The organism is Bacillus sp. Root131 (assembly GCF_001429475.1).
GTDB lineage: Bacteria > Bacillota > Bacilli > Bacillales > Bacillaceae_G > Bacillus_A > Bacillus_A thuringiensis_S.
In genome coordinates, this window is sequence record NZ_LMJQ01000001.1 from 2,297,373 (window position 1) to 2,311,290 (window position 13,918).

Below are 13,918 nucleotides of genomic sequence, written 5' to 3' on the forward strand. Positions count from 1 at the left end.
ATAAATTAAATGTTTTATTTTTTTAATATTCTTATAATATTCCATTGATTCTTGATTTCAAATACTTTATGTGAACTTCTAAAAGAGAAAAAATATGCATGTTTTTATGAAGAAAATAGAGGCTTGTCAGAGGTTAGGTAGAACAGCATCCGCGACGTTTGGATACTGTATAAAATTCACAAAATCTCACTGTTTTTTTAGATGAAAAATCTTAAAATATTTTTTTGTTTTTATAAAAATCTGTACTTTTTCGTAACATTCTGTACTTTTAATTATAAATTAAAGACAAGCTTCTCTTAGTTGAAGATTGAAAGCGCTTCATAGTTTTTCTATAAATTTTTTATCTAGCCTATTTTTGAGATTAGTAGTGAGAAAGGAGATATTTCCATGTTCTTGAGAAAATTAACAAATAACCAGTTAATCACTATTGATTTTATGATTTAAATCACCGGTAAACGAAACAAACATAATAGTACAACAATGTTAGTGGATAAAAATATTAGTTTGCAGAAAGGGGTAGAGCATCCGTTTGTATAAGCGTTAAGTACTTCAAAATTTCAGTTTTACGGTTACATGTTGTGCTGTTTGCTTAAACAGGCCAATCCGATTAATATAGAAAATTTTTATCCTTGTTGTATTTGAATATGAAAGAGGTATTTATACCAGGAAATATAGGTGATTTTATATAAATTATAATATATAAATTTTGGCGTGGAGTGATGATATGGAAAGGTTTTTTGTAGAGTTAGTCGGATCAACAAATGATTTTTTATGGTCTAAATTGTTAATTATTATGCTTGTTATTTGCGGAATTTATTTTACATTTAAATTGAATTTTGTACAGTTTCGAATGTTAAAAGAGATGGTCCGTGTATTAATGGAGGGGAAAAGTGGTTCTAAAGATCAAATCTCTCCTTTTCAAGCGTTTTGTATTGGTATGGCAGCCCGCGTTGGGACAGGGAATATTACAGGAATTGCGATTGCAATTGCATTAGGTGGTCCTGGAGCTGTATTTTGGATGTGGATTATTTCTATTATTAGCTCGGCATCTAGTTTTGTCGAAAGCACATTAGCACAGATATATAAAGTAAAAGATAAAACTGGTTTCCGCGGTGGTCCATCCTATTATATGGAAAAAGGGTTGAATAAACGTTGGATGGGAGTATTATTCTCTATTTTAATCACAATTACTTTTGGACTTGTATTCAATTCAGTACAATCAAATACAGTTACAATTGCTTTTCAAAACTCATTTGGTACAGATCGTCTAACAGTTGGGATAATCATGGCCATTGCTTTCGCTGCGATTATTTTTGGTGGTGTACAACGTATTGCAAAAATGGCTGAATACAAGGTGGTATTTTTAGCGGTATTATACATTGGAGTTGCATTATTTGTTGTAGTTACCAACATATCAAAAATGCCGGAAGTTCTTTCTCTTATTGTTCAAAACGCATTTGGTTTTAAACAAATAGCAGGCGGTTCAATTGGTGCAGCACTTATGAATGGAGTTAAACGCGGTTTATTCTCAAATGAAGCTGGTATGGGAAGTGCACCAAACGTTGCTGCAACAGCAACAACAAGTCATCCGGTGAAACAAGGACTGATTCAAGCATTTGGTGTATTAACGGATACACTAATCATTTGTACTAGCACCGCCTTTATTATTTTGCTGTCTGATGCATATAAACAACCGGGGTTAAATGGTATTGCACTTACACAAGCAGCATTAAGTGAACACATAGGCCCTTGGGCATCGGGTTGTCTTGCTATCTTTGTTTTTTTATTTGGATTTGGTGCGTTAATTGGCAACTATTATTATGGTGAAACAAACATTCGCTTCTTACATACAAGTAAAGTGTGGTTAATGATATACAGAATAAGTGTGTTGGCTATGATTGTATTTGGTTCTGTTGCAAAGATTCAAATTGTATGGGATTTAGCGGACTTATTTATGGGCTTTATGGTTATTATTAATTTAATTGCTATTACCTTACTTTCAAAAGTAGCATTTGCGGCGTTACAAGATTATATAAACCAGAAAAAAGCTGGTAAAGATCCTATTTTTTATAAAGAAAACATTAAAGGACTTGAAAATATTGAATGTTGGGATAGTTATGAGAAAACTTCAAAAAAGAAAAGTGTGTAATAAGAAGGATATTCAGACTGCAATATGTCTGAATATTTTTCTTGGTTCTAGTGCAAATATTATTGATTATAGTAAAGAAAAAATCATTCTATATAAAGTTAATAGTACGGGGGAATATTATTAAATGATAAAGGATTCTAGCGTTCAAGTTGAGGGGCAAGAAAAAGTTTGCTTAGATCAATGGGTAGCTCATTATCGAGCGTATGCAGCTAAGGGACGAAGCGCCAGTTATATTCCCGCTCTGGGGGAAATAAATGTATCGCAGTTAGGTATTTGTATAGTAAAGCCAGATGGAACAATGATAAAATCAGGAGATTGGGAGATACCTTTCACATTACAAAGTATATCAAAAGTAATCGGTTTTATAGCCGCTTGTTTAAGTCGCGGTATTTCTTATGTATTAGAACGAGTTGACGTAGAGCCAACTGGAGATGCCTTTAATTCAATTATTCGTTTAGAGATACATAAACCAGGAAAACCTTTTAATCCTATGATCAATGCTGGAGCGATTACGATAGCTTCACTTTTGCCAGGGACATCGGTGCAAGAAAAATTAGAATCTCTATACGTATTAATTGAAAAAATGATAGAGAAGCGTCCCGCTATTAATGAAATAGTATTTCAATCAGAATGGGAAACGGCTCATCGTAATAGAGCATTAGCATACTATTTAAAGGAGAATGGTTTTCTAGAATCAGATGTGGAGGAGACACTAGAGGTTTACTTAAAACAATGTTCGATTGAAATAAATACAGAAGATATTGCCTTAATAGGGCTTATACTAGCACATGATGGATATCATCCTATTCGCAAAGAACAAGTGCTCCCTAAAGAAGTAGCTAGGTTAACAAAAGCTTTAATGCTTACTTGTGGAATGTACAACGCTTCTGGAAAATTTGCTGCTTTCATTGGATTACCAGCTAAGAGTGGGGTATCCGGCGGAATTATGACACTTGTTCCCTCAAAATCTAGGAAGGATTTATCGTTTCAAGATGGATGTGGTATTGGTATTTACGGACCAGCCATTGATGAGTATGGGAATAGTTTACCAGGAATTATGTTGTTAGAACATATTGCAAAAGAATGGGATTTAAGTATATTTTAAAAAGGAGCACAGATATTTTGGTGTTAGAGCGAGTCCAAAAGTGTTCAGACCTTATATTGTGTCTGAACATTTTTGAGTTATAAAGTATCTTTCTAAAGTAGAAGAGTGTAATGAATACTCACAATCTATAATGCTTTCGTTTATAACTTATTTATCAGTTTTTGAAAAAAATAGAGTAAGTATTGTATTAATGCAAATAGGTTTGTATACTGACTGTTAGGCGAAAGTGAGAAGTGATTATTTTGAATCTTAGTAATTTAGTAAAAAAAGACATCTATATTCTCGTTTTAATGATACTTACAGTACCCTTAGTAGGTGAAATAAAGTCATTTCCCTTAAATGAAACATTTAGAATGAGCTTTGGTGCACCAACATTTTTCTTTTTTTTATTATTGTTTCGACGAGTTCCAGCATTTTTACCGGGTTTTTTAACAGCGATAGTCGTGGTAGTATTTCGTATCTCAATGGATGTCATTATAAAGGAAAATATGGATTGGCTAGCCGCTTTTCATACTCACTATCCTAGTTTTTTCTTTTATTTTACTTATTCGTATCTCTTTCATTTAGCAAAAATCAAACGTTTTTATCATCAACCACTAATGATTGGTTTTATTGGTTGCATGATTGAAATACTGTCAGACTGTGTGGAATTAATGATTCAATATTTCGTATTAAAAACATCGATCACATCCGAGGCAATAAATGAGATCATTGTTATCGCATGTTCCCATAGTTTTATAGTTCTAAGCTTTTTCAATATGATGAAATTGTATGAAGCACAATCAAGGGAGCGACATATAAAGAAACAAAATGAACATATGCTCATGCTCATCTCTAATTTATATGAAGATGCTGTTCATTTAAAAAAAACATTACAAGATGCTGAGAATATAACAAAAAAATCCTATGATTTATATAAAACTTTAGACTCTTTTGAGCATAAACAGATGGATTTTCAGTTTGAGGATTTAAGGCAACAGGCATTACAAATTGCTGGTGAGGTCCATGACGTTAAAAAGGATAACCAACGTATTTTTGCGGGACTTTCAAAACTAATTTCTGATGAAAGTTTTACAGATTATATGTCTGTACATGAACTAGTAAATATCATTATACGGGCAAATACGAAATATGCACAGTTGTTAGAGAAAGATATCCAATTTGTGTATAAAATTGATGGTGTGCATCCTCATTATCATATTTATACAATCTTATCTATTATAAATAATATCGTTACAAACGCTGTAGAAGCTATCCAAGGTATGGGAACCATCACAATTGACATTAATAAAGACCACCATTTTGTTGAATTTCAAATAGGCGATAATGGTCCTGGTATTTCTTCAAAATATAAAGATTCAATTTTTGAGCCTGGGTTTACTTCTAAATATGATGATTTAGGCAATCCATCGACAGGTATCGGATTATCGTATGTTAAAGAAATGGTTGCACAACTTGAAGGTGATGTTACGCTTGAGGACAGAACCGAAGGAAAAGGATCAATTTTTATAATTAGATTAGGGATTGATCATATAATTTCGAAAGGGTGATTCTATGTATTTTTATATAGTAGATGATGAAAAAGCGGTTCGCTCAATGTTGGCTCAAATTATCGAGGATGAAGATCTTGGGGAGGTTATAGGAGAAGCTGAGGATGGTTTATCTTTAGAGCAACAAATGGTAATCCTTAAAAATATAGACATTTTATTTATCGATTTGTTAATGCCGAATCAAGATGGAATAAAAACAATTCGTCAAATAAAGCCTTCGTTTAAAGGGAAAATCATCATGGTCTCTCAAGTAGAATCAAAAGAATTAATTGCTGAAGCTTATTCGCTTGGTGTTGAATACTATATTATTAAGCCAATTAACCGGATTGAAGTATTAACAGTTGTTCGGAAAGTCATTGAACGAATTCGTTTGGAAAAATCAATAAAAAACATTCAAGAATCGCTTAATATGGTACTAAAATTGGATAGTAATTCAAGTGTGCAAGAAAAATACCGTAATGAAAAACATTTAAATACTTTCAATCATTTTCAAAATTCCATTCATTTTCTTTTGTCTGAATTAGGAATAGCCAGTGAAAGTGGAAGTAAAGATTTAATGGATATGCTAGATTATTTATATAAATATGAACAAGATAACACGTTGGAACAAGGCTTTCCCTCACTAAAAGAGATTTTTATGAATTTGGCTCAAAAAAAACTTGGGGATTCAGCTGAAGATGCCGAATTAAAAAGGTTCATAGAAGCTTCCAAACAACGGATTCGGAGAGCTATTTATCAATCATTAAACCATTTAGCATCCCTTGGACTTACTGATTTTTTAAACCCGAAGTTCGAAAATTATGCTTCTAGATTTTTTGATTTTACTACCGTAAGGAGAAAGATGACAGAATTGAATAATGAACCAACATTACCTGCTCGTATTGATACGAAAAAATTTATTCAAGTTCTTTATTTTGAAGCAAAACGAATACACCTGGAGTTAAGATGATAAACTCTTGCTAATTATTATTTTCAATTGCTAGATTGATAATTGTTTTCATGTTATTTGTTTTATATAGTTTTTCTAAGAGAGTATTTTCCTTTATTTCATATTGATTTTAAAATCAGAAAATTCCGTATCGATTCGGTAGAAGTGTATGAACTTAGAACAAAAGAATATGTATTTTTTATTTTTTTAAACATTAATATTCATTAAAAAAAACGAGTATTTTCACAATAAAATATAAATACATAGTAAGTTGAATTTAAAAAAAGATGCTATCTTCTAGCATCTTTTTTTCTTTAAGAGGAAATATCATTGATCCTTATATTATTTGAAATTCAAATGCGGGCATATAAATAACGGAAAAGGAGATAATATTTAACAAATTATAATTGGAAATGGTATTTTAGGTCAGAAATGTTTTTATACTAATTAGGTTATTGGTACTAAATAAGCATAATGTCTCGCTTTTCTGCTCTTTAATCTTATCGTTATTTTTTATTAAGTACATATCGTTTTTTAGAAATCTCAATCCTAGCAGAGTATATAAATTGGGTGATAAAAATGTGGAACATAATTACTTCTTATCTTCCAGATTGGAAAGTCTTTGTACAAGCTTTTATCTTGTTTTTAATTCCGTATACTATCTCAAGAGTTTTTCATTGGGTTCGTATGTCAGAGAAAGAGTGGGAAGAATGAGTTGGTGGAAGTCAAGAGACAAACAAGTGAAAAAAATAATATTCAAAGTAAAACGAAACAAGAGCATAAACCTTCTCAAAATGCAATCGTTCATTTCACAAATGATTTTGCCTCTAACTTAGAACTTATAAAGCAACAAATCGGACATAATTCTGATGTTCGCTTTCGGAAGTTTAATATTGGACGCACAGATATTCAGGCTGGGATCGTTTTTGTTGATGGCCTATCAGATAAAGAGATAATTGACAAACATATTATGAAATTACTAATGGATGATTTTTCTGATGAATATAAAAATGAAACTTCTTATGTGGAGGGGACTGTTTCAAAAGAATATATTAAAAATAAAGTTCTTACAATTAGTGAAGTAGCAGAAGTCCATTACATAAAAGATTTAATACCCAAAGTATTGATAGGTTCAACAGCTCTTTTAATTGATGGTTTAGCAGATGTGTTTATTCTTGGTACAACAAAAGCAAATAAACGAAACATTGAAGAACCAGTATCGGAGGCATTAGTCAGAGGGCCACGGGTCGGTTTTACTGAAGTATTAAGTGATAATACCTCACTTTTGCGACGACATTGTGCGGATGAGAGCTTATCATTAGTAAAGCTACCAGTAGGAGAACGTGCAAAGAAAGAGTTAGTTGTCGCATTTATTAGAGATCTTGCTAGTACAGAATTGGTGGATGAAGTAAAAAACAGAATTCAGAAAATTGACATAGACAGTGTACTCGAATCTGGTTATATAGAGCAACTCATTGAAGATAATTATCTAAGTCCTTTTCCACAGATTCAAAATACAGAACGACCTGATCGTGTTATTAGTGCTTTAATGGAAGGTCGAGTAGCTATTTTGTTAGATGGAACACCATTTGTTTTAATTGCTCCAGTTACATTTAGTATGCTGCTGCAATCACCAGAAGATTATTATGAAAGGTGGCTTCCTGGTACGCTTCTCCGCTTATTACGCTTCATGACAGCTTTTGTTTCATTATTTGCTCCAGCACTGTATATTTCTTTTATTTCATTTCATCCAGGATTAATTCCCACTAAGCTCGCTATTTCTATTATCGGATCGCGAGAAGGAGTTCCTTTTCCCGCTTTAATAGAAGCGTTAATTATGGAAGTAGCTATCGAAGTTTTGCGAGAAGCAGGTTTACGTCTGCCTAAACCGATTGGACCTGCAATGGGAATTGTGGGCGGTTTAATAATTGGTCAAGCTGCTGTAGAAGCAGGAATTGTTAGTCCAATAATGGTTATCGTTGTTGCGGTAACAGCTATTTCTTCTTTTACTATTCCACAATATAGTGTAGGAATTACGTTACGCATTCTTCGTTTTGTAGCTATGTTTTGTGCTGCGATATTTGGTTTGTATGGAGTTATTCTCTTCTTTCTTTTACTTTGCAGTCATTTAGTGAAACTGAAAAGTTTTGGCGTTCCTTATACCAGTCCTGCTGTTCCATATCGATTCAGTGACTGGAAAGATTTTATGGTTCGCATGCCATTAAAAATAATGAGACGTCGACCAAAAATAATGCATACCCAAAAAAATATCCGCAAAAGGTAGCTGATGACGAAAGGAAGTGGCCTTCAGTGATTACTAAACTTAAAGACCGAATAACAACTTCACAGGCAGTTGTTATTATTGTAAATTACATACTTGGGACAGGAATTCTCACTCTGCCTAGAGCATCTGTGGAAAAAGTGAAAACACCAGATGTATGGATAAGTGTGATATTAGGTGGAATACTGGCAATGGTTTCAGGAGTAATTATGGTCAAATTAAGTCAGCAGTTTCCAGAAAAAACATTTTACCAATACAGTCAAGATATTGTAGGGAAATGGATAGGCAGGTTGCTTAGTTTTCTTATTATAGGGTATTTTCTTACAACTTCAGCATTTCAAATTCGTTCAATGGCAGAAGTAATAAGCTTTTTTTTGCTCGAAGGAACCCCCACATGGGCTATTGTTATGCCTTTTATGTGGATAGGTCTCTATTTGATTATGAGTGGTATTAATTCAATTGCACGGATGTTTGAAATAATATTTCCTATTACTGTTTTTATTTTTTTAATCATTTCCTTTATGAGCATCGGAATATTCGAGATAGATAATCTCCGTCCCGTATTAGGTTTGGGAATTAAACCAGTATTAGATGGGATAAAAACAACGTCTCTCGCATATACAGGTCCTGAAATTATGTTAATTCTTTTGGTATTTATGGAACAACGAAATAAAGCAGTAAAAGCTATTTTAGTTGGAATTTCTATTCCGTTAATCTTTTATGTAATAACTGTTGTAATGGTCATTGGTGCATTATCAATTGATGGGGTTGTAACAAGAACATGGCCGACAATTGACCTTATGCGCAGTTTTGAAATTTCTGGATTGATATTTGAACGTTTTGAATCTTTACTGCTTGTAATATGGATTATGCAAATATTTGCTACCTATACGATTAGTTATTATGCAGCTGCATTAGGATTAGCGCAACTCTTTAAAAAGAGTATTCATCCGTTTATTTTTGCTTTGATTCCAATCATTTACATCATTGCTATGACTTCGAAAAATATAAATGACTTGCTTAAATTGGGGGATATGCTCGGTAATGCTGCTTTATTTTTATTTGGTTTACTGCCACTGCTTCTTCTTATTATTACGCGATTAAAAGGAGGAGTAGTGTGAAAAATAAATTTAATTATATGCGGTTCTATTTTGCTTTGTTATGGACGCTTTTGCTTCTATTTTTAACAGGATGTTGGAGCAGTAAAGAAGTAGAAGAGTTGAGTTTAACTGCAGGTATAGCACTAGATAAAGGGAAGAATTCAACAATTGAGAAAGAAGATGAGGAAGGAGGTTATCCTAAAAGAAATCTTATAACAGCTACTTATCAAATTGTTAGTTCGCAAGCACAAAGTAAAGGAAATGGACAACAAAAACGTTATATTAATGTTTCTGAGACAGGTGATTCCATTCATCAAATTGTTCGTGAGTTTTCATTGAAAAGAGAGAGCACAATGTTCAGCCCACATTTAAAAAACATTGTTATTAGTGATAGTCTTGTACGTACATACAGTTTAGAACAATTACTTGAACAGTATCTCCGTGACAATGAAGTTCGGCTTAGCTGTATGCTCTTAATTAGCAAGGGGCTAGCGAAGGAGGTACTGGAATCAAACAAAAAAGGAGAAATTCCAGCATTTCGTTTGTCTGGAATTGCAGATAATAGAAATAGAACAACAAGGATTTTACCTCCTGTATCGCTCGCTAAATTGGAAGGAAAGATGCGGTCAGGGTCCAGTTTTCTTTTGCAAAATGTAATCTCGATAAAAGGGGAAACAAAATTTGCAGGAGCTGCTGTAATTAAAGGGAAGACAAAAAAGTTGATGGGCTTTTTAAATGAACAGGAATTGGAAGGAGTAGTATGGATAAACGGAAAAAGGAATGGTGGTGTGGTAAAAACTTTTGATAAAGAATCAAAGAAACTCATTATATACGAAATAAAGTCAATAAAAAGCAAAATCATACCACATGTTAACGGAAATAATATTTCCTTTGATGTAAACATTGAATCAGAAGGGCGTTTGTCTGAAAATTGGATGCAATCAGGAAAAGATTTTGAAAATGAATTTTTAAAAAAGGAAGAAAAAGCTATTGAAAAAGAAGTAAAGCACTTAGTACATCATGTTACAAAAAAATACAAAAAGAATATCAAGTCGATATTGCGGGTTTTGGCAACCAATTAAGAATTAAACACCCGAGAACATGGGAGAAAGTCAAAAAAGATTGGGATCAAACATTTAGTAAAGTACCGATTAAATATCATATAAATGTAACTATACAAGATTATGGAGCGTCAAGTTTAAAACGATGAGATACCTTAATTGAAATTATATTTGAATCAAAACAAAAAGTTATAAAAGTTTTAATTTGAAAATTTTTGTAACTTTTTGTTTTTTTATGTCCTTCTTATTATAGATTAAAGAAATGATTTTATCCCGCTATTTGCCGGGCAGTAAGACTCACACCTCAAAATTCAGCGAAAGCAAAGAAGTTATTAGAGGTATATGTAAGCTCTATATAGGAAGGAGAATTTTGAAATTCTATTGATAAATCAAGTAATTGTAATAGCCCTTATTTAGAATAATAATTTCAAAATCAATAAAATTTAGAGTAGAAGGAGCAAGAGCAAATTATTATGAATAAACAAATAGGTTTTATCGGATGTGGAAACATGGGTATTGCTATGATAGGTGGGATGATTAAAAAAAATATAGTTTCTCCAGATCAAATAATTTGTTCAGATTTAAATGTCATTAATTTAAAAAATGCTAGTAATGAATATGGCATAACTATAACTACTAACAACAATGAAGTCGCTAACAGCGCTGACATTTTAATTTTATCAATCAAACCAGATTTATACTCATCGGTAATTAACCAAATAAAAGATCAAATAAAAAATGATGTAATCGTTGTAACTATTGCTGCAGGAAAAAGTATTAAGAGCACTGAGAATGAATTTGGTAGAAAGTTGAAAGTTGTTAGAGTAATGCCTAATACACCGGCACTTGTTGGAGAAGGAATGTCTGCGTTATGTTTTAATGAAATGGTTACAGAAAAAGATATAAAAGAGGTACTGAACATATTTAATATTTTCGGCCAGACGGAGGTCATAAATGAAAAACTAATGGATGTTGTTACATCTATTAGTGGTTCTTCTCCAGCATATGTGTATATGTTTATAGAAGCCATGGCAGATGCTGCTGTACTTGGCGGTATGCCGAGAAAACAAGCTTATAAATTTGCGGCTCAGGCTGTATTAGGTTCTGCAAAAATGGTATTGGAAACAGGAATACATCCAGGTGAATTGAAGGATATGGTTTGTTCTCCAGGTGGAACGACGATAGAAGCTGTAGTAACGCTAGAAGAAAAAGGTTTAAGAACAGCTATCATTTCAGCTATGAAACGTTGTACGCAAAAATCTATGGAAATGTCTAGTTTAACTAGTAAGTGAGAAGCGAATTTATATAATATTTCAAATCTATTTAATGTAAAAGAAATATTATGAGGCTAGTTAATAACTAAGTAAATTTATATACAACACTAACGAGAAGAATAAACCTTATTTTAAAGGGGATACAGAAAATATGAGTAATTTACTAAAAAAGAAATCCGTTACACAATTGTTGGAGCATAATCAAAGCAAGACTTTAACGAAAACATTAGGAGCATTTGATTTAATTATGTTAGGGGTAGGCTCGATAGTTGGAACGGGTGTTCTTGTGTTAACTGGATTAGTAGCAGCAAGAAATGCTGGTCCAGCAGTTGTTTTTTCATTTATACTTGCAGCAATTATATGTGGATTTATAGCATTATGTTACGCGGAAATTGCTTCTACACTCCCGGCGTCTGGTAGTGTATATACGTACTCATATGCAACAATTGGTGAGTTTGTTGCTCATCTAGTAGGTTGGTCATTGCTGTTAATATATATCGTGGCAACAGCGGCTGTCGCTGCTGGATGGACAGGCTATTTCCACAATTTAATAAAGGGATTTGGATTAGAGATACCTAAAGCTCTAGTAACGATTCCTTCGCATGGTGGTATTGTGAATCTACCAGCAGTAATCATTACATTGATATTAGCATGGATGTTATCCCGTGGTACGAGGGAAAGTAAACGAATCAATAATACAATGGTATTGATTAAAATTGGAATGATTTTGTTGTTTATTACGGTTGGTATATTCTATGTAAAACCAATGAACTGGATACCAATTGCACCATACGGTTTAAGTGGAGTTTTTACGGGTGGAGCAGCTATTTTATTCGCTTTTACGGGTTTTGATATATTAGCAACTTCAGCAGAAGAAGTAAAAGACCCGAAACGTAATCTTCCGATCGGTATTATTGCATCATTAATCATATGTACAATTATTTATGTTATGGTATGCCTTGTTATGACAGGAATGGTTTCCTATAAAGAATTAAATGTCCCTGAGGCAATGGCTTATGTAATGGAAGTTGTAGGACAAGGAAAAGTCGCTGGTGCAATTGCTGCAGGTGCTGTAATTGGCCTTATGGCTGTTATTTTTTCCAATATGTATGCGGCAACACGAGTATTCTTTGCAATGAGTCGTGATGGATTGTTACCGAAATCATTTGCGAAAGTTAATAAGAAAACTGGAGCACCCACTTTTATAACTGGATTGGCAGGAATAGGGAGCTCTATAATAGCTGGGTTTATTGATTTAAAAGAATTGGTTAATTTAGTTAATATCGGTAGTTTGGTGACGTTTGCGTTAGTTTGTCTATCAGTTATTATTCTACGTAAATCACACCCAAATTTAAAACGTGGATTTATGGTACCTTTTGTACCTGTATTACCAAGCGTTTCAATTGTATGTTGTTTGTTTTTAATGCTAAATTTACCGTTAAGGACATGGATGTACTTTAGTATTTGGATTACTATTGGGGCAGTCATATATTTCTTTTATTCGATAAAACACAGTAATTTAAATGAGGAAACGATCTCGAAATTACATGATAAAATTGCGAGATAATAACGATAGAAAATTTTATTAATAATCATATTGATAGTTGAGTAACATAGAAACAGTTTTTTGACATTTAGCAAGAGATAAAATAAGAGATGCTAGGGCAGCTAAGTACTTTTTTAGAAACCTTGCTTGTTTTTTACGATTTAAAACTGCTAAGGAGAGAGAAGTATGAGTGAATTGCATTTTATGAGTATAGAAGAATTGGATAATAAATTGAAAAAATCTGACAGTGGTATTTATTTCATTAAAGATTATAATGACAATATTATTTATGTAGGCAAGGCTTTTAGTATAAAAAGTAGAGTATTAGCTCATTTTAATAGTTATTCCAATATTGAGGAATATGTACATTTATTTAATAAAGTAGCGTATCTCATTGAAGATAGTTTGTTAAAACGCTCATTGTTACAAGTTACTTATATGATTAAATATAAACCAGTATTAAACAAAGAAGTACAAAAAGAATTCCCAGAGTTGTATACTCAATACATTAAGCAGACAAATAAAAAATCTATGTTGTTAGAAATTGATGAAGCTAAAGAAAAAGGGGAGGAGTTAAAGAATAAATTAGTAAAATTAGTGGGTGGAAAAACTATGTTTTATGACATAATTTCTCTGTTAAACAATGGATATAACTATCATGTTCTCGCAAAAGTATTGAGCATAGAACTTCAAACTTTAATTATAATAAAAGAACACCGAAATAAATTCCCGATACCACATAATTATAAGAGGACAATAAAACATCAAGATATAATGTATGCTTTATCTGGAAAAAAGAATTTAAGTACTTCAAGGTTAAACACTTAACTTTAAAATAGTAAATTCGTTGCTTTTGTAGCTTTTATTGTTATATTGAAATGTAATGTACATTTGTGTTTCAAATTTAATTGGTGGAATAAGGGG

General features: G+C 32.4%; 9 protein-coding genes and 1 pseudogene. All 10 read left to right on the top strand.

All coding sequences use genetic code 11. From position 1 onward, the window contains the following. Positions 1–724 precede the first annotated feature (724 nt). The 10 genes and pseudogenes from ASE54_RS11525 (at position 725) to ASE54_RS11570 (ending at position 13,822) form a co-directional block, all read left to right on the top strand. Positions 725–2,149 (top strand): alanine/glycine:cation symporter family protein, encoded by a 1,425-nt coding sequence (locus ASE54_RS11525; protein WP_000439283.1) that lies wholly within the window; start codon positions 725–727, stop codon positions 2,147–2,149. A 124-nt stretch (positions 2,150–2,273) separates the two neighbouring features. Then, the gene (gene glsA, locus ASE54_RS11530) at positions 2,274–3,254 is read left to right on the top strand and encodes a glutaminase GlsA (RefSeq protein WP_000588648.1); all 981 of its coding nucleotides are present in this window, start codon (positions 2,274–2,276) and stop codon (positions 3,252–3,254) included. Between the two features lie 233 nt (positions 3,255–3,487). Then, positions 3,488–4,804, top strand: coding sequence for a sensor histidine kinase (locus tag ASE54_RS11535; protein ID WP_003261227.1), 1,317 nt, complete (start codon positions 3,488–3,490; stop codon positions 4,802–4,804). Positions 4,805–4,808: 4 nt separating this feature from the next. Further along, positions 4,809–5,753: a response regulator gene (locus tag ASE54_RS11540; protein WP_000274088.1), complete on the top strand. Its 945-nt coding sequence runs from the start codon at positions 4,809–4,811 to the stop codon at positions 5,751–5,753. 697 nt (positions 5,754–6,450) lie between these two features. Then, positions 6,451–8,016 (top strand): spore germination protein, encoded by a 1,566-nt coding sequence (locus ASE54_RS11545; RefSeq protein ID WP_003310393.1) that lies wholly within the window; start codon positions 6,451–6,453, stop codon positions 8,014–8,016. Positions 8,017–8,042: 26 nt separating this feature from the next. After that, positions 8,043–9,134, top strand: coding sequence for a spore germination protein (locus ASE54_RS11550; protein WP_000628928.1), 1,092 nt, complete (start codon positions 8,043–8,045; stop codon positions 9,132–9,134). Continuing rightward, positions 9,131–10,323: pseudogene (locus ASE54_RS11555) on the top strand (Ger(x)C family spore germination protein). Before ASE54_RS11550 ends, ASE54_RS11555 begins: the two are co-directional and overlap by 4 nt. A gap of 324 nt (positions 10,324–10,647) precedes the next feature. Then, positions 10,648–11,466, top strand: a complete 819-nt coding sequence (gene proC / locus ASE54_RS11560) for a pyrroline-5-carboxylate reductase (RefSeq protein ID WP_001041290.1) — start codon at positions 10,648–10,650, stop codon at positions 11,464–11,466. 133 nt (positions 11,467–11,599) lie between these two features. Beyond that, positions 11,600–13,015, top strand: a complete 1,416-nt coding sequence (locus tag ASE54_RS11565; RefSeq protein ID WP_000067456.1) for an amino acid permease — start codon at positions 11,600–11,602, stop codon at positions 13,013–13,015. A gap of 165 nt (positions 13,016–13,180) precedes the next feature. Next, positions 13,181–13,822, top strand: coding sequence for an excinuclease ABC subunit C (locus ASE54_RS11570; RefSeq protein ID WP_001292159.1), 642 nt, complete (start codon positions 13,181–13,183; stop codon positions 13,820–13,822). Positions 13,823–13,918: the final 96 nt, after the last annotated feature.